The sequence below is a fragment of the Sessilibacter sp. MAH3 genome, from assembly GCF_054658275.1.
Genome location: NZ_BAAGIE010000001.1, coordinates 202,679 through 220,377 on the forward strand (window position 1 = coordinate 202,679; position 17,699 = coordinate 220,377).

The following is a 17,699-nucleotide window of genomic DNA, read 5'->3' on the forward strand; positions in this document are numbered from 1 at the left end:
AACAACCCGAATGAATAGATTCTGTAGAATCGCCAGTAAACACTTAACAGGAAACTAATATGCGCACCGAGTATTGTGGCGTTCTAAACGCTTCATACATTGATCAAGAAGTAACCCTATGTGGTTGGGTTGACCGTCGTCGTGATCATGGCGGAGTAATTTTCATCGATTTACGCGATCGCGAAGGCGTGGTTCAAGTCGTTTTTGATCCGGATAGCGCAAATTTTGAAATCGCCGATAAGGTTCGTGGCGAATTTGTTTTAAAGGTGACGGGTAAAGTTCGTGCACGTTCTGAATCTACGGTTAATGCAAATATGGCAACCGGCGAGGTTGAAATCTATGGCACAGGTTTAGAAATTTTAAGTGCCGCAGAAACACCGCCGTTCCCACTTAACGAATATTCAAACGTCGGCGAAGAGGTTCGTTTAAAGTATCGCTTCTTAGACTTACGTCGCCAAGAAATGCAAAACAACCTGCGTTTGCGTGCAAAAGTAACCAGCGCTATTCGTAATTATCTTGATGACAACGGTTTCTTAGATATTGAAACACCAATCTTAACCCGTGCTACCCCAGAAGGTGCACGTGATTATTTGGTGCCGTCACGTACCCACGAAGGTAAATTCTTCGCGTTACCTCAATCGCCACAGTTATTTAAACAATTGCTGATGGTTGCGGGCTATGATCGTTACTACCAAATTGCCAAGTGTTTCCGCGACGAAGATCTTCGTGCTGACCGTCAGCCAGAATTTACGCAAATCGATATTGAGACCTCGTTCTTAAGCGATGAGCAGATTATGTCTATTACCGAAGGCATGATCCGAAAAATCTTTAAAGATATTAAAGGCGTTGAGTTTGGTGAATTCCCAAGAATGCCGTTCTCTGAAGCCATGGAAAAATACGGTTCTGATAAGCCAGATTTGCGTATTCCATTACAGCTGGTTGATATTAAAGAATACCTAAAAGACGTTGATTTTAAAGTATTTGCAGGCCCTGCTAACGATCCAGCTTGCCGTGTTACTGCTCTTAAAGTCGATGGTGGCGCGCAGCTTTCACGTAAACAAATCGATGACTACACCAAGTTTGTTGGTATTTATGGTGCAAAAGGTTTGGCGTGGATTAAAGTCAACGACTTGAGCCAAGGTATCGAAGGTTTACAATCACCAATCATTAAATTTATTGGTGAAGATATTACCGCCAAGCTTGTTGAGCATTTAGGTGCTAAAGATGGCGATATTATTTTCTTCGGCGCCGACAAAGCTAAGATTGTTACCGAAGCATTAGGCGCACTTCGAATTAAAGTTGGTCATGACCTTAATATGCTGACTTGCGAGTGGGCACCATTGTGGGTTGTTGATTTCCCAATGTTTGAAGAGAACGACGATGGCAGCGTGACTGCGTTGCACCATCCGTTCACATCACCTTCATGTACTCCTGAAGAGCTGAAGGCTAATCCGTTAGGTGCTTTGTCGGTTGCCTACGACATGGTGTTAAACGGTACCGAACTTGGCGGTGGTTCTGTTCGTATTCATCGTCCCGACATGCAACAAGCGGTATTTGACGTATTGGGTATTGGTGCAGAAGAGCAACGAGAAAAATTTGGTTTCTTGCTAGATGCGCTTAAATTCGGTGCGCCACCACACGGTGGTTTAGCATTTGGTTTAGATCGCTTAATCATGCTTATGACCGGTGCTGATTCGATTCGCGACGTTATTGCCTTCCCTAAAACGCAAACCGCGGCCTGTGTTATGACTGATGCACCTGGGGCGGTTGATAAGACTCAGTTAAAAGAGTTGAACATACAACTTAAACTGAAAGAAAAAGAACCCAAGAAAGAAGACCCAGCTAAATAAGCAAAAAAACCCGGCGTTGCCGGGTTTTTTTTCGTTCATTAATTCCTCTGAAACACTAATTCCTCTGAAACACTAATTTCGCTGCAACACTGGTTGGAGCGCGGATTGCCCATTTCTGTCCTCTGATTAAGTCATGAGAGCGTTAATCAGAGGTATCCACGCAAATTAGTTATTTTCGCGAAGCTCAAACATGGTTGGAATTTCGCTGATAATACCGCCAGTAATGCTGGTACTACCGTCCACTTCAGCGCCTTCAATTAAAATCAAATCTTCTTCTTCTACTGAACTTAAGAACGATTGAATGTTGCCGCCGTCTGCGGAAATACCCAGAATTTCTACCTCGCTACTGCCCACACGCGAAACCGGGCCCTGAACGGTAACGTCTTCGTCGTCGATGGCTCCCTCAACACTTAATTGAATGGCGTAGGGGTTTTGGTCTTCGTCAGTAAAGCCGAACAATCTTACTTGGTTATTGGCGACACCCGAGCTCACAATTAAATCATCATCAACGGTTAAGCCTGTGATAGGAATTTCAACACCAAAGAAGTTCACTGACTCATTAACAGTAATGTCTTGGGATCTTAACGGCGCTTCGATAAAGATACGGCGCTCATGATAAATAATGGTTTCGGCAGCGAGTTCTTGGGTATCAATATTGTAGGTGCCCTCTACTTCAATCTTTGAACCAATCACTAGATCGTTTGCGGTACCGCCAAAATAAACTACGTCTGAGTCGATCTCAACAGTTTGATCGTCAACCATAATTTCGGTGATTGATCGAACCGAGCTGACAATGCCTTCCATTTGTGCCGGCAAAAAATCAACGTCTTCGTCGTTGTTACGAAGCGCCGGTAATGCCACCGTGATACAGCTGACGGTCAAAGTACTGGTCAGATCATCGCCCGTGTCAAAGCTGTCGTCTGGCGTTGCGGTAACTTCTACATAATCGCCTTCGGCCAGCTCGTCTTCGCCACAATCAGCAACAACGCCATTAAGAACAATGGTTTGATCAGCGATGGTAAACGAATCGTTGGCGACCAAGTTTTCGACTACGCCTCGAAGCTTCCACAGTGCAAAGCCGCCGGGAGGTGTGTCTACTCGGGTTGCTAAAATTCCGCCCACGCGATTATCAAACCCGCTCACACGCACCACATCACCGACAGAAAGATTCGCGACGTTTTCTCCAGAAATTGCTTCCAGTTCGGTATCTGCGGTCGTCACGATTGGTTGAGTAAAGACCGAGAATGGATTGGTGCTGGTTACAGGACCAACAAACAGATGATTGGCGTCGAGCTGAATGACAGTAGCAGTTGCTAGATTGTTGGGGGTGTCTTCTTCGGTGACTAAGGTAACTACCATGCCATCTTCAAGTTCGGAAGAATCCGCGGGAATACCGTCGATAAAGATATCGATATTGCCGAGAGACAAGTTAGTATCAAAATTTACTTCAAGACGAGAGGCGTCGGTTAAGGTGCCAATAATTGCACCGCCATCATCGCCATCGCGTCCATCATCGTCGCCACCGGATGAACCGCCGCCAGTGCCACCACCGCCGCCGCCAGTGCCGCCGGAGCTTGAGTCGTTATCGTCGGAATTGCCAAGTTGGAGGTCACAACCGGTCAACGGAAGCGCGCAGGCTGTCGCAGTGATCAGTACAGCAAGAGATTTTTGAAGACTAAAGGTTTTCATTGATAAGAAGTTACTAAGATTCATGTTCTGGTCAGTATCATTCGTATAATTTAGCTCAGTGTAACAGAGCCGGTTGAATTTGTGTTTTTAAACACCCCGCGTTTTTGTAACTGTTTAGCTGATGCATTCGAGCGTTAACCCTTCGTCTTAAGGGAGCATCAATTAACCCAGAGTTTCCTGGGAAGCAAGGGCATATTGCTAATTTCAAGCCCGGTTAGTGCTTAAAATTGCGAATCACATTTTCAATTACGGTCTTCGGATTAAATCATGCTTCAGACTAAATCATGGGAAAGCTAATCAGAGGTTTTATAAGGTATTTGTCTGTTTGAAGTAAAAGGGGCGCAAATAGGGTTTCGTTTAGCTAATTAAAGTCTTTAATGTAAGAATTTTCTAATTTGTGAGAGTGAAACATTCGGCTTTGAACTAAACTGACCAAAGAACATAAAGAGTGCATCGTCGTGTTCAATTTAGCTATAGACGGTTTGCTTTGGCCTTAAAGAATGGTTTCTTAAAGGTGTTGGCCACTTAAAAGTTTTAATGATTGAATTTTAGTCAGACTTATAAATTAATAAACTCAGTAATACGATTGTTTTAGATACGCGTTGTTAATTTTTTGTACGAAATAAGAACAAAAATCTGGGGGAGGGCTTTGACAAACCCCGGATTTAATCAGAGTACAAAAATTGACAATGCAATTTCCAATTTTGGACAAATTCAATTATTTACCGTGTTTGAAATTGGTGACACATTTTTTTGTGTCGCTGGATACTTTGGGTTAACCACAGTTTCCTTTGGTTAAATTAATGATTAGCAATGTAAATCTTAATGTAAATGTTGTTGTCGGAGAAAATCAGGTCTTTATTGAAAAGATTTTTCTTCTTTACTCATTATTTAAATTAACTTTGTATAAAAATCTAAATTCGACGCAGTATTTTTAATCAAAGTAGGGCGTTGTTAATTTTGAATAACTAATAAAGATTTATCTATTTATAAACACTTTTCAATACATGACAATTTTATAAAACAGAATATTCGCCCTAAAACTTTTTCGAATTTGGGCGATATCTACTAACACTGGATAACCTCGTGGTTAGGTTGTCACTGATGCTGCGACTTTTCCCAACTACTAATTTGTAGGGCGTGCTCTGTGGAAATTAATTATGTTAAAAACTAAAAAAATCTTAACTCTCATTTGTGCCAGTCTTGTATTAAGCGCTTGTGGCGGCGGTGGCGGCGGCGGTAGTTCATCCGGCCCAACATCGGTTGTTGTTTCAGGTAATGTTTCTTTTGAAGATGTTCCCCATGATCCGGTAACTCTTGGGTTGGATTACGCTGCCTCATTTTCAGCGCCTGCACGCCGGGTTGTTGTTCAAGCCGTAAACTCTTCTACCGGTGCGGTTTTGGATCAAGATCTCACCGATGATAGCGGCGATTATTCTTTGTCGGTCGGCTCAAACGTTACTATGTTTATTCGTGCCCGTGCTCAATTGCAGTCGCCGTCAAACAGCGCAGCAACTTGGAATGTAGCGGTTACCGATAACACCAGCGGTAATGCTTTGTATGTGTTGGATGGCCCGAATTTTAACTCGGGCGAATCGAATCGAATCGAAGACTTGTTTGCTGCTTCTGGCTGGGATATGGCGACGAGCAGGTATGTTGATGAACGTGCAGCCGCTCCTTTTGCAATTTTAGATGCTGTTTACGAGGCGGTGTCCTCTTTTGTTGCAGTGGATTCCGATATTAATTTCCCCGATTTAGAAGTCCGTTGGAGTGAAAATAATTCTCCAGTTGGAAATGGCACCGCTGCCGATCTTGCCGCGGGCAGAATTTCAACGTCGTTTTTTAGTCCCTCTGAAGACGTCATTTATATTCTTGGTGCCCAGGATTTCGATACTGACGAATACGATAGCCACGTAATTGCTCACGAGTGGGGTCATTATTTTGAAGATGTGATTTCGCGCTCCGACTCAATCGGCGGTTCACATTCCATTACCAGTCTTTTGGACATGCGCGTTGCCATGAGTGAAGGTTGGGGTAATGCCGTTTCGGGTATCGTATTGAATGATCCAATTTACATTGATAGCTCTCAAGTCTCCCAGTCGCGCGGTTTTTTTATTGATGTTGAAGAAAACAATAATCTGAATCGGGGCTGGTTTAACGAAGGCTCGGTGCAATCGATCATTTACGACATCTACGACGGTCTGCCTTTTGCGAATTCTGATATCTCGGAGAATAGTGACACCTTAGACGGCGGTTTGGCCAGAATCTACCAGACATTTACCAGCGACAATTACGTCAATTCTCCATTAGTTACTAGTATTCATTTGTTCTTGGATGAATATAAATTTTTGTTCGCAAACCAGAGTCTTGCAATCGATATTTTGGCGGCTGGGCAGGATATTTTAGTGAACGATGCCATAGGTACCGGTGAAAACAATGACGGTGGTAATTCGCTCACCTTACCGGTTTATTACTTAATTACCCTAGGGCAGTCTCAAGAATTTTGTGTCATCAATGACTTTGGTTCCTTCAACCGATTAGGCAATCGTCGCTTCTTCTTATTAGAAGGTTTAACGCAAGACCTTTACAACATTCGTGTTGCTCGTACCATGGGTGCAACCGCTACAGACCCTGATTTCTTTGTTTTGCAGCAAGGGCAAGCTATTAACGGTTCTTTATCCGGAGTTTTGAACGTAGAAGACGCGAATTTATCGCTTCCCGCGGGAGATCTTGTCTTTGAAGTCTACGATGATCTAAACACCGACTCGTGTTTTACCCTTACCGTAACAACGGCTCTTTGACGCACGAATTTTTAACTAACCATAATTTCTAAGCTAACAAGTTTTTACTAACAACATTTGTTGAGCGATTTTAATCCTTAACGAGAATCTTATTTTAGGCTTTGGTACTTTCAATACCGCCAAAGCCATATTTGATGAGAAAACAAACAATGAAACCGTTTTTATCAATATTAGCAGGTTTGATGCTTGTTTCTGTGGCTACTCTGGCTAGCCAAGCAAGCGGTGTAAAACAAATAAGTGATGTGAAAACAGGTGTCCAAACCGACATAAATAACGCTGATGTAAAGCAAGAAGCCCAAGATACTCGCGCCGCTGAAGTGTCTGTGACCAGCTCTAAAAATCATTCGGGATTACGTTTGGGTGATCATTATCTAAAACCCGGCGCCGCAGTTGTGTTCGATCATAACTACGATGGCAAAACCGAATTGACCGAATCTGAAACCATCACGCTATCGTTCACACCGTCTTATGACATGGATATTATGTCAGTGACGGTGACGTCTACCGATCAAGATATGAGTATGAGTAGCAGCGATTTTTCTGGTGCTGTTACCGGTAACGATCCCGTGCAAATGGATGTAACTGTATCGTCAACCTTAGAGGGGCGGTATTATTTGAATGTGTTTATCGAAACCGAGACAGATGGTTTCAAACAAAACCGAACCTACGCATTGCCGGTAGTGGTTGGTAATCCGCCTGAGCGTCAACAAGCAAAAACCACTGTTGATAACAATGGTGAGCGAGTCCGAGTATTACATTCCTCTAAACCCTAGTACTGGAAAACCTAGCACTGAAAAACCTAGCACTGAAAACTCAGAAACTCCCAAAGAGTGGAGTTTCTGATGTTGTTATTCTTCATATGCTTGACCCAGAAGGCCGACGCTGACAGACTTCACCTGTATATAAATTCAGGCTTTTTCTATGGCGCTTATCCTGGGTATTGACCCCGGCTCTCTAAAAACCGGCTTTGGTGTTATCAATACCATTGGCAGTAAAAACGAATACATCGGTAGTGGTGTCATCCGTCTTCCTGCAGAATCTCCTTTGCCTGCACGCCTCAAAATCATCTTCCGTTCATTGATCGAAATTATCGAAGAGTATCAGCCTCAGCAAATGGCAGTAGAACAAGTATTTGTGTCAAAAAGCGCAGGCTCTGCACTAAAACTGGGTCAGGCTCGCGGTGCTGCTATTGTGGCTGGTGTACACTCGGAGCTTGAGGTTTTTGAGTACGAAGCCCGAAAGGTTAAACAATCCGTGGTAGGTACAGGAGCCGCCGATAAATATCAGGTTCAGCATATGGTCAAGCATCTGCTGCGATTGTCGGCTACACCTCAAGAAGATGCTGCGGATGCTTTGGCTGTGGCGTTATGTCACGCTCATACCCATCAGCATTTGATTGCAACCACTAAGTCAGTGGCTTTTCGACGTGGACGGCTGGTTTAGGCCGAATTGCTGTTACCTAGTGTCAACCCTATACACATATTTTTTATAACTGAGTTCAGACTTTTATGATCGGTCGCTTAACCGGTATTCTCGCCGAAAAACAACCTCCCTTTTTGTTAATAGATGTCAACGGTGTGGGTTATGAAGTGCAAGCTCCCATGACCAGTATTTATCAATTACCGGGGCTGGGAGAGAAGGTTACCCTGCACACGCATTTTTCGGTCAGCGAAAATGCACAACAGTTGTTTGCGTTTATTGATCAAAAAGATCGTTTGTTATTTCGTCATTTAATTAAAGTCAGTGGTGTAGGTCCTAAGTTGGCTTTGGCTATTTTGTCGGGTATGGAAACTCAGGAATTCGTGCATGCCGTGACTCTTGGTGATAGCACGCGGTTAGTAAAAATTCCCGGCGTGGGTAAAAAGACCGCCGAGCGTTTGGTAATCGAAATGCAAGATCGCCTTAAAGACTGGCAAGTGCCCAGCGAAGCTGCCGCAAACACCGTTACGGAGTCCTTCGATCTTGGCGTTAATCAAAACGCTATTGTTTCGGAAGCTGAAAGCGCTTTGATTGCTTTGGGTTATAAACCGGTTGAGGCTTCTAAAGCGATTAATCGTGTTCTTAAAGAGCACGCGCCTGAACGTTCAGAAGAGTTGATTCGTTTAGCATTAAAAAGTATGTTGCCCGGCTGAATCGTTCCATAAACTGCACATCTTTCGGTAAAAGATAATCCACTATGATCGACAAAGATCACCTTGATGCTCCCAGACTGGTTTCGGCGGTTGCCGATCAGCGTGAAGACGTGCTTGATCGCACGGTTCGTCCCAAACGCTTATCCGATTACGTGGGGCAACCTGTGGTTCGCGAACAAATGGAGATCTTCATCCACGCTGCAAAAAAACGCAACGAGGCCCTCGATCACACTTTAATTTTTGGCCCACCAGGGCTTGGGAAGACCACCCTAGCGAACATCATTGCCGCCGAAATGGGCACCGAGTTAAAGACTACCTCTGGTCCAGTTTTAGAAAGAGCCGGTGATCTTGCCGCGCTGATGACCAATCTTGAGTCTGGGGATGTGTTGTTTATCGATGAAATTCATCGTTTGAGCCCAGTTGTCGAAGAAGTTCTCTATCCTGCCATGGAAGACTTCCAGCTCGATATTATGATTGGCGAGGGCCCGGCTGCGCGTTCTATCAAGATTGATTTACCACCTTTTACTCTTGTGGGAGCCACTACCCGTGCTGGCTTATTAACCTCGCCGTTGCGGGATCGGTTTGGTATTGTGCAACGCTTGGAATTCGTCAATATTGCCGATTTGACCCATATCATTGCTCGCGCTGGCAGTTTAATGTCCATTCGATTAGAAGCTACCGGTGCTGCCGAAATCGCTAAACGCTCACGTGGGACACCACGAATTGCTCTAAGACTGCTAAGACGCGTTCGAGACTATGCAGAGGTAAAAGGTGATGGACTTATTACCGCTGAAGTTGCCGATGCGGCGTTAAATATGCTGAATGTCGATTCGTTGGGGTTTGATCACATGGATCGCAGAATGCTTTTGGCTGTAATGGAAAAATTTGGCGGTGGACCCGTTGGTGTTGATAGTCTTGCTGCTGCCATCAGCGAAGAACGTGGTACCATAGAAGACGTTCTTGAACCTTATCTTATTCAACAGGGTTATCTTTCTCGAACCCCAAGAGGGCGTATTGCCACACAACTTGCTTACGATCACTTTGGTTTACAAGCGCCCACATCAAACTAGACGATCTGTCTCAAAAACTAGCCGATTCACATTCCAATTAAAAACACCTACAGCTTATTACGGATAAATCATGTCTTGCTTCTCTACCTCGATACGAGTCTACATTGAAGATACCGATGCAGGTGGCATTGTTTTTTATGCGAATTACCTGAAGTTTATGGAACGCGCGCGCACCGAAATGCTTCGATCTCTGGGATTTTCTAAACCAGCTTTAATCGATGATACCGCTTTATTGGTCGTTGCTTCGGTTAGCGTTGACTACAAACGGCCGGCGCGATTGGACGACCTTTTAACGGTTACCGCTGAGGTTGTTGAAATTGGTCGAGTGTATGTGGTCTTCAAGCAGCAAGTTTTTCGTGGTGAGGAATTGATCAGTGACGGCGAAATCAAAGTCGTCTGCGTAGATAGTCAATCATTAAGACCGATTTCTTTACCGGAAAATATGCTTGAAAAAATCAAAGAATATTCTGTGTCGCAAGAGTTGTTGAGAAACCCGTAACACAACAACGCTTCTCGGATTCTAGTCGGTTTAAATTCTAGTAATTCTTACAAAGTTATCGATCAAATTCTTAATCAAGACGTTAACAACGTAAGAATATGACACAAAGATTATTCGCTACTTTTCCGATGTGACTCGATATTTCGCGGATATTGATCGTTAAATACCGAGTAATTTCACATAACTGAACTAAATGCTTGATTATTACTCTCTAGGTGGCAAGTGATTTGTATATTAATTGATAGACTTGGGTTGATTAAAAGTCGTGCTCAACAAAACCCTAAGTAAAGTATTAGATCAGTCTTAACTCATCTTAGCAGACAATATTTTTTGTAATAAATATTCACCGTTGAATTTTATTGCAGTGTAGAGAGACGCGTATCGTTTTATTATGGTTGTTTATAGCAGTATTAACGAAGCTAATGTTGTTTTTGACGCGCCGTAAATATCAATTCGCGTAAGCAAACGTTAAAATAAAAAAATTCAGTTCAATTTCTTCGGTTTAGAATCCTCATTAGTTTGGAGTCCAGATTTTTCATGCAGCCCGGTGAATCCCTTTCTTTATGGTCATTAATCTCTCAGGCGAGTTTGCTTGTTCAATTGGTGATGTTGGTTTTATTGCTCGCCTCAGTTGTTTCCTGGGTAATGATTGTCAATCGTGGCATTTATCAAAATCGAGCCGCCAAGTTGTATAACGATTTTGAAAAGCAATTTTGGTCGGGTATTGATTTAACTCAGTTATATAAACAAGGAAATAATCGCGCAAGCAGCGGCACCTTAGACGGTGTTGAAAATATTTTTCGCGCGGGTTTTAAAGAGTTTTCTCGCCTTCGTCAACAAAGCTCTGTTGAACCTGAAGTGGTAATGCAAGGTACTGAAAGGGCAATGCGAGTCGCTTTAGCGCGCGAAGAAGAAAAGCTCGAAGCCAATCTTTCCTTTTTGGCCAGTGTTGCATCAGTAAGTCCTTACATCGGCCTATTTGGTACCGTATGGGGAATCATGAGTTCATTTCGCGGTTTGGCTAATGTGCATCAAGCAACCCTGGCGACCGTCGCTCCAGGAATTTCAGAGGCATTGGTGGCAACCGCTATGGGTCTTTTCGCTGCAATTCCTGCGGTTCTGGCCTACAACCGGTACTCGGCACGCGCCGAATCTTTATTGGCAAATTACGAAACATTTGCCGAAGAATTGTCGTCATTTTTCCACCGCAAACTTCATTCTGGCCAAGCGTAAACTCTCATGGGCGCAAGGAATAAAAAACGTAAACCTATGGCTGAAATCAATGTGGTTCCCTACATTGATGTGATGCTGGTGTTGTTGGTGGTATTTATGATTACTGCGCCTCTGCTTATGCAGGGTGTCAAGGTCGATTTACCACAAGCTCCATCCACTCCTTTAGATAGTAAAGAAGACGAACCGTTAATTGTTTCGATAAAACAAGATGGTTCTTATTATTTGAATTTGGGCCGCGACCAAGACGTGGCTAAACCTATGTCGCAAATTCAAGATACGGTATCGAAAGTACTTCGTGAAAAGCCCGCTACCCAAGTATTAGTTTGGGGTGATCACCGAGTGCCATATGGTGAAGTGGTTCAAGCGATGACTTCTTTGCAAGCTGCCGGTGCACCTTCGGTTGGTTTAGTTACGGAGCCGCAGCAGTAATGGCTTTTTTGCTCAAAGCAAAACCAACGCTTGCCGTTTCTATTGTTGTGAGTCTTGTGCTGCACGCCGGTTTAATCGCATTCTTATTTTTTGGCGTGCAACAGGCTAAGCCGCCTGAACCTAAAAAAACTCCTAAATTTGTTCAAGCAAAATTGGTAGAGCTTAAACAAACTGCACCGGAACAGGCGCCAAAACAAAGCACCGAAAATACACCGCGAAAAATTGATTTAACAAAACGTCAGCAAGAAGAAAAAGCCGCGCAAGAGAAAAAGCAACAGGCCAAAGCGGCTGAGCAAAAGCGACAAAAAGAACTGGAAGATAAACGCAAAAAAGACGAAGCCAAAAAAATTGCAGACGCTAAGCGTAAGAAAGAAGAAGCTGAGCAGGCTAAAAAATTAGAAGCGGCCGAAGAGAAAAAACGACAGCAAGCGCTTGTTGAAGAGCTTGATCGTATCGAAAAAGAACGGCTTGAAAAACAACTGGCCGAAGAAGCTGCTGCTGCCGAGGCGGCCGAAAAAGCCTTGCTTGCCGAGCAACAAGCCGAAGCCACAGCACAGAGTTATGTTGCACTTATTGCCAGTCGCATCGAACAATTTTGGAGTCGGCCGCCATCTGCGCGAACTGGAATGCGTTGCGAATTGCTGATCAAATTGGTTCCCACTGGTCGAGTTGTAAATGTATCCATTATTTCCAGCAGTGGTAATTCTGCCTTTGATCGCTCGGCAGAGCAGGCAGTATTGAAAGCCGAACAGTTTCGAGAGCTACAAAATGTTAAACCAGAAGTTTTCGAACGTTATTTTCGTGAATTGCGGTTAGTGTTTGATCCGCAAGATTTACGACTATAAACGCGTCAATAATAACTAAGCCTCACAGGAGATATTGTGAAGTTAATTGCTCTACGAAGTGTATTTTTCTTGATAATTGCGAGTTTTAGCTTAATGGCTAAAGCACAGCTTACGATAGAAATTACGCGAGGTATCGATAATCCAACATCCATTGCGATTGTGCCTTTTGCTGGATCGACTAATTTATCGGAAGATGTCGCTGGCATTGTTTCCGCTGATTTACAGCGCAGCGGTCAATTCGCACCGGTTGATCGCGCTAATATGCTTGCATTGCCTCAAGAACAAAAAGATGTGTATTTTCGCGATTGGAAAATTCTTGGTGCAGAATATTTGGTTATCGGTGGTATCGAGCCTGTTACCGGCGGTTACCAGCTGCGTTTTGAGCTGTACGACGTTCTCAATCAGCGCCAAGTTCTTAAAAAGATTGCCACTGCAACCGCCACCGATTTGCGCGGTTTAGCGCACTATGCTGCGGATCAAATTTACGAACAAATCACTGGAATTCGCGGCGCCTTTTCCACCAAAATTATCTACATTGAAGTACTTCGTAATGCCAGTAATCCTCAAGAGGCGACATACCGATTAATTCACGCCGATGCCGATGGTGCTCGTGAGCGTGAATTATTGAAATCCAGCCAGCCATTATTATCGCCACGTTGGTCGCCTGATGGCAAACAAGTCGCTTATGTGTCATTCGAAACGTCACGTCCGGCGATTTTTATTCAAAATATCGCTACCGGCGCACGTCGCCAAATTACCAACTTTAAAGGTTTAAATGGCGCTCCTGCATGGTCGCCTGACGGCAAAAAATTGGCGTTTGTCTTATCGAAAGATGGTAATCCAGAAATTTATACCATTGATTTAGCCAGTGGCAATTATCAAAGAATTACCCAGCATTTTGCCATTGATACCGAACCAAACTTCTCAGGAGATGGAAAAGGTATCATTTTCACGTCAAATCGCGGAGGTCAGCCACAAATATATCAAGTTGATCTTGCCAGTGGCCGTATTGAACGCTTAACCTTTTACGGCGATTATAATGCCCGCGCGAGTCTCTCACCTGATGGTAAGACCATGGTGATGGTTCACCGCGAGCAAGGTATATTTCACATCGCAGCACAGGATGTAAAAACCGGTGATTTGCGGATTCTCACTGAAACGGAATTGGATGAATCTCCAAGCATCGCCCCTAACGGAGCAATGCTACTGTACGCGACACAAGCCAATGGTAAAGGTATACTTGCCGCCGTATCTTTGGATGCCGGTGTGAAGTTTAAATTACCATCGAAACGTGGTGATGTTCGTGAGCCAGCTTGGTCACCGTTTTTTAATTAAATCTCAGTTTGATGACCAATCTGCGATAGGTTGTGTTAGGGTCAAGAATCTGGTGAGCATTTTTGTTTGAGCCTGCTTTTTAAAGTAGTCTGGCAAAACACCTCGATGACTAGGTTATAGATGCTCTACACAATCTCTAAGCATATTAGGCGAGTCGTTAGGCAAACCTCGACAAATAGAGATTTTCAACGCAATTTTAGAGTTAAATTTACGATAATTTTTGGGAGTGTAAGACCATGAATGTGTTTAAAACAGGGTTGGGCTTGGTTGTTTTATCTGCGGTATTAGCTGGCTGTTCATCTACTTCTACACCTGCGGATACTGGTAATACCGGTCCGGTAGAAGATACCAACACCAGTGTTGACGTAGGTACCACAACAGGTGGCGGTATTGTTGAAGATGAAGATAAGGTTGTTGCTTTAGAAACAATTTTCTACTTCGACTTTGACCAATCTACCATCAAGCCGGAAGTTCGCGCCCTGTTAACTGCTCACGCAGCTAAATTAAAAGCAAGCCCACGTTCTATCCGCTTAGAAGGTCACGCTGATGAACGCGGTACTCGCGAGTACAACATTGCATTGGGTGAGCGTCGTGCAAACGCAGTTCGTGATTTCTTGATTCTTCAAGGTGTTGACGCTAGCCTAATCGAAACCATCAGCTACGGCGAAGAAAAGCCAGTTGCTCTTGGTCACGACGATCAAGCATGGTCTTTAAACCGTCGCGTAGAACTTAAGTAATATCAGGAATATACCTCTCAGACATGGCATCATTTAAACGGTCGACACTCTGGGTTATTACGGCAGCCTTATCCGCTGCCGTATTACCAAGTGAAGCGCAAGTACGCGTTATTGATTCAACACCCGTAACTCCCGCTTCAGTCCCCTCGCAACCGGTCACGAATACGGTTTCCAACAGTGGTTCGGAGCTATACAACCGCCTTGAACTTCTTCAACAAGAAGTGCAGGAGCTTCGCGGCTTAGTTGAACAGCAAACGTTTGAAATTAAGCGTTTAAAACAACAGCGATTAGATGACTACACCGATCTCGATCAGAGAATTTCTGTGCTATTGCAGGGTAAATCAAATACGCCAGCAGCATCTTTAGGTAATGCGACCGACAGTGACGCTAGCTCAGCTATTGATAATAATTCTGCTGTGGCAACCGGCGAAGAAATTCCAGAAGAGCGTGAGTTGTATCGTCAAGCCATCGATTTATTATTAAAGCAAAAAGACTTTAATGGATCTGCCGAGTTACTGGAGCAATACCTTAATTATTATCCTCAGGGTTTATTTGCGCCAAACGCCCAGTATTGGTTGGGTGAAATCCGTTTGAGTAATGGTGATACTGAAGCCTCAAAAACGTGGTTTACCAAGTTAATTACACAATATCCCGGCCATGCAAAAATTCCTGATGCGAAATTTAAGCTCGGCAAAATCTATTTTGAACAAGGCGATACCATTAAAGCTAAACAGCTACTTACTGAAGTAGCCAATGGCGGCTCATCAGCAGCCGATTTAGCTCGTAACTACCTATCGGCCAATCAAATTTAATCGATGCGTTCCTGGCGGCAGATTTCGTCGCCTTATCTTCGAGCTTGAGCTAAAAATGCTTTTACCGGCTCGATCTCCCGCTCTTTATGCTTGCTATTGCGCGTTGAGTTTCGCTACACTGCGCCGCTTTTCTATACACTGTCCAAGCAACACCCATGGTTGATACCAGCTTAAGAATTACCGAAATCTTTTATTCACTGCAAGGTGAGTCTCTTACAGTGGGCGTGCCCACCGTTTTTGTGCGCCTAACGGGTTGCCCTTTACGTTGCCAGTATTGTGATTCTGAGTACGCCTTCCACGGCGGTACTCGTCTTTCCATTGACGAAATCTTGGCGAAGGTAGACAGCTATAACGCTAAAACCGTTTGCGTTACCGGTGGTGAGCCGCTTGCCCAACCTGATTGTTTGGTGCTTTTAACGGCTTTGTGTGATCGTGGTTATCGAGTGTCATTAGAAACCAGTGGCGCCTTATCGATAGCAGACGTAGATACCCGCGTGAGCCGAGTTGTTGACCTTAAAACACCGGGTTCTGGCGAGGTCAGCAAAAACCTGTACGCGAATATCGATTATTTAACAAAGCATGACCAAATTAAATTTGTGCTTTGTGATCGTCAAGACTATGACTGGGCCTGTTTTAAAATCGCAGAGTACGATTTAACTCAAAAAGCCCATGTATTTATGTCGCCGAGTTTTGGACAAATTAATCCCACGGAATTAGCCGATTGGATCGTCAACGATAACCTAGATGTACGCTTTCAATTGCAATTGCACAAAATTTTATGGGGCGATAAGCCGGGCAAATAGGTTTATGCTGTGCCTCTAAATTCAGCTTCGTACAATTAGCTTTATTATTGATGCGTAGAATATCGCGTAACATCTTTAAAAATAACGCGCCTAATTTATTTAGCCTGAAGCTAATACTCGGAGCGCCGTCGCTCTTTAGGAACCTCTGATTAACTTATCCGTGATTTAATCAAAGGGCAGAAATTGACAATGCGACTTCCAATTTCTATACAATTTCAATTACTTACCGTTCTTGAAATTGATGACACATTCTTGTGTCGAGAGAAACTCTAGGTTAACCAGAGTTTTCTGTAATTTATCTACACTGATATTAACTTATTAAATAACCTCGATTCCCATGCCTGATAAAAAGAAAGCCGTTGTACTTGTCTCTGGTGGTTTAGACTCGACTACCGTATTAGCCATTGCTAAAAGCCAAGGCTTTGACTGCTACACAATGAGTTTTGATTACGGACAAAGACATAAGTCAGAATTACACGCGGCAGAGAATACTGCCAAACTGCTCGGTGCAACCTCTCACAAGGTCATAAAACTCGATTTAAGCGCCATAGGCGGCTCGGCGCTTACCGACTTAGATTTGGCTGTGCCAGAGACCGAAACGTCTCCAGGAGAGATCCCAATCACCTATGTGCCAGCACGTAACACCGTATTTTTATCAATCGCCATGGGTTGGGCAGAAGTCTTAGGTGCAAAAGACATCTTCATTGGTGTAAATGCCGTCGATTACTCCGGTTACCCCGATTGTCGTCCCGAGTTTATTCAAGCATTTCAGGCCATGGCAAACGTCGCTACAAAGGCTGGGGTTGAAGGCAAGGGTATGCGCATACAAACACCCCTCATCTTTATGACCAAGGGCGAGATTATTCAAAAAGGCATTGCGTTAGGCGTAGATTACGCAAAGACCGTTTCTTGTTATCAAGCAAATGACCTCGGACAAGCCTGTGGTCGTTGTGATAGTTGTCGATTACGTAAGCAAGGATTCGAACAAGCGGGCATTGAAGATCCAACTCCGTATCAAAATTGATCAATTTGGCTAAGCCTTTGTTTCAATGGCAAATTTGTCCTCAATTAATTTAAAAAATTACTTGTCTTTTAAATTTTAATGAGTACTATATGCGCCTCGCTTGGGGGTCGTTAGCTCAGTCGGTAGAGCAGTTGGCTTTTAACCAATTGGTCACTGGTTCGAATCCAGTACGACCCACCATATCAAGCGTTCTAAAATTTATTCAAATTAGAGAGTTGTTGGTGCTAATTTGAATTATGGGTCGTTAGCTCAGTCGGTAGAGCAGTTGGCTTTTAACCAATTGGTCACTGGTTCGAATCCAGTACGACCCACCATTTTTCCCTTCTGTTTTTTTAAATTCTCTTCTCTAATTTTTCTGTTTCAATTTTTAGAATTTTTGTTCCATATATAAAATTTAATCCACATATTTTCGAATACTCAGTCTGTATCATGTTGCTCAT

General features: G+C 43.7%; 16 protein-coding genes and 2 tRNA genes. 17 read left to right on the plus strand and 1 reads right to left on the minus strand.

The genetic code is table 11. The features are described from left to right. The first annotated feature begins 59 nt into the window (after positions 1 to 59). Positions 60 to 1,850 carry an aspartate--tRNA ligase gene (gene aspS, locus ACYQ2C_RS00810; protein WP_460099073.1) on the plus strand — a complete coding sequence of 597 codons (1,791 nt, stop codon included), beginning with the start codon at positions 60 to 62 and terminating at the stop codon, positions 1,848 to 1,850. A 165-nt stretch (positions 1,851 to 2,015) separates the two neighbouring features. Here the strand turns inward: aspS and ACYQ2C_RS00815 are convergent, their stop codons facing one another. Further along, on the minus strand, positions 2,016 to 3,563 hold the full coding sequence (locus ACYQ2C_RS00815; RefSeq protein WP_460115611.1) for a DUF5666 domain-containing protein: 1,548 nt from the start codon (positions 3,561 to 3,563) through the stop codon (positions 2,016 to 2,018). Between the two features lie 1,136 nt (positions 3,564 to 4,699). On the opposite strand from ACYQ2C_RS00815, the gene ACYQ2C_RS00820 reads away from it, so the two are divergent. The 16 genes from ACYQ2C_RS00820 to ACYQ2C_RS00895 all read left to right on the plus strand — a co-directional run bounded on the left by ACYQ2C_RS00820 (position 4,700) and on the right by ACYQ2C_RS00895 (position 17,573). Next, entirely contained in the window at positions 4,700 to 6,340 is a 1,641-nt protein-coding gene (locus ACYQ2C_RS00820; protein ID WP_460099079.1) for a hypothetical protein, read from the plus strand. A gap of 149 nt (positions 6,341 to 6,489) precedes the next feature. Further along, the gene (locus tag ACYQ2C_RS00825; RefSeq protein WP_460099082.1) at positions 6,490 to 7,113 is read left to right on the plus strand and encodes a hypothetical protein; all 624 of its coding nucleotides are present in this window, start codon (positions 6,490 to 6,492) and stop codon (positions 7,111 to 7,113) included. A 148-nt stretch (positions 7,114 to 7,261) separates the two neighbouring features. Beyond that, entirely contained in the window at positions 7,262 to 7,783 is a 522-nt protein-coding gene (ruvC, locus tag ACYQ2C_RS00830) for a crossover junction endodeoxyribonuclease RuvC (protein ID WP_460099084.1), read from the plus strand. A 65-nt stretch (positions 7,784 to 7,848) separates the two neighbouring features. Continuing rightward, complete coding sequence (gene ruvA / locus ACYQ2C_RS00835) at positions 7,849 to 8,472, plus strand: Holliday junction branch migration protein RuvA (RefSeq protein WP_460099087.1); 624 nt, start codon at positions 7,849 to 7,851, stop codon at positions 8,470 to 8,472. A gap of 44 nt (positions 8,473 to 8,516) precedes the next feature. Next, positions 8,517 to 9,542, plus strand: a complete 1,026-nt coding sequence (gene ruvB, locus ACYQ2C_RS00840; protein WP_460048191.1) for a Holliday junction branch migration DNA helicase RuvB — start codon at positions 8,517 to 8,519, stop codon at positions 9,540 to 9,542. Between the two features lie 70 nt (positions 9,543 to 9,612). Then, positions 9,613 to 10,041 carry a tol-pal system-associated acyl-CoA thioesterase gene (gene ybgC / locus ACYQ2C_RS00845; protein WP_460048190.1) on the plus strand — a complete coding sequence of 143 codons (429 nt, stop codon included), beginning with the start codon at positions 9,613 to 9,615 and terminating at the stop codon, positions 10,039 to 10,041. Positions 10,042 to 10,578: 537 nt separating this feature from the next. Next, positions 10,579 to 11,274, plus strand: a complete 696-nt coding sequence (gene tolQ, locus ACYQ2C_RS00850; RefSeq protein WP_460048189.1) for a protein TolQ — start codon at positions 10,579 to 10,581, stop codon at positions 11,272 to 11,274. Between the two features lie 36 nt (positions 11,275 to 11,310). Then, complete coding sequence (gene tolR, locus ACYQ2C_RS00855; protein ID WP_460048187.1) at positions 11,311 to 11,703, plus strand: protein TolR; 393 nt, start codon at positions 11,311 to 11,313, stop codon at positions 11,701 to 11,703. Then, the gene (gene tolA, locus ACYQ2C_RS00860) at positions 11,703 to 12,548 is read left to right on the plus strand and encodes a cell envelope integrity protein TolA (protein ID WP_460099093.1); all 846 of its coding nucleotides are present in this window, start codon (positions 11,703 to 11,705) and stop codon (positions 12,546 to 12,548) included. Before tolR ends, tolA begins: the two co-directional genes overlap by 1 nt. A 93-nt stretch (positions 12,549 to 12,641) precedes the next feature. After that, entirely contained in the window at positions 12,642 to 13,883 is a 1,242-nt protein-coding gene (gene tolB, locus ACYQ2C_RS00865) for a Tol-Pal system beta propeller repeat protein TolB (RefSeq protein WP_460048184.1), read from the plus strand. Between the two features lie 236 nt (positions 13,884 to 14,119). Then, positions 14,120 to 14,620: a peptidoglycan-associated lipoprotein Pal gene (gene pal, locus ACYQ2C_RS00870; protein WP_460099096.1), complete on the plus strand. Its 501-nt coding sequence runs from the start codon at positions 14,120 to 14,122 to the stop codon at positions 14,618 to 14,620. A gap of 23 nt (positions 14,621 to 14,643) precedes the next feature. After that, a complete protein-coding gene (gene ybgF / locus ACYQ2C_RS00875) occupies positions 14,644 to 15,432 on the plus strand; it encodes a tol-pal system protein YbgF (protein WP_460099098.1) in 789 nt (262 codons plus the stop codon). A 155-nt stretch (positions 15,433 to 15,587) separates the two neighbouring features. Next, positions 15,588 to 16,235, plus strand: a complete 648-nt coding sequence (gene queE, locus ACYQ2C_RS00880) for a 7-carboxy-7-deazaguanine synthase QueE (protein WP_460099101.1) — start codon at positions 15,588 to 15,590, stop codon at positions 16,233 to 16,235. A gap of 337 nt (positions 16,236 to 16,572) precedes the next feature. Continuing rightward, entirely contained in the window at positions 16,573 to 17,259 is a 687-nt protein-coding gene (gene queC / locus ACYQ2C_RS00885) for a 7-cyano-7-deazaguanine synthase QueC (RefSeq protein WP_460048179.1), read from the plus strand. Positions 17,260 to 17,363: 104 nt separating this feature from the next. Then, a tRNA-Lys gene (locus ACYQ2C_RS00890) sits at positions 17,364 to 17,439 on the plus strand. A gap of 58 nt (positions 17,440 to 17,497) precedes the next feature. Further along, positions 17,498 to 17,573: transfer RNA gene (locus ACYQ2C_RS00895), tRNA-Lys, on the plus strand. Positions 17,574 to 17,699: the final 126 nt, after the last annotated feature.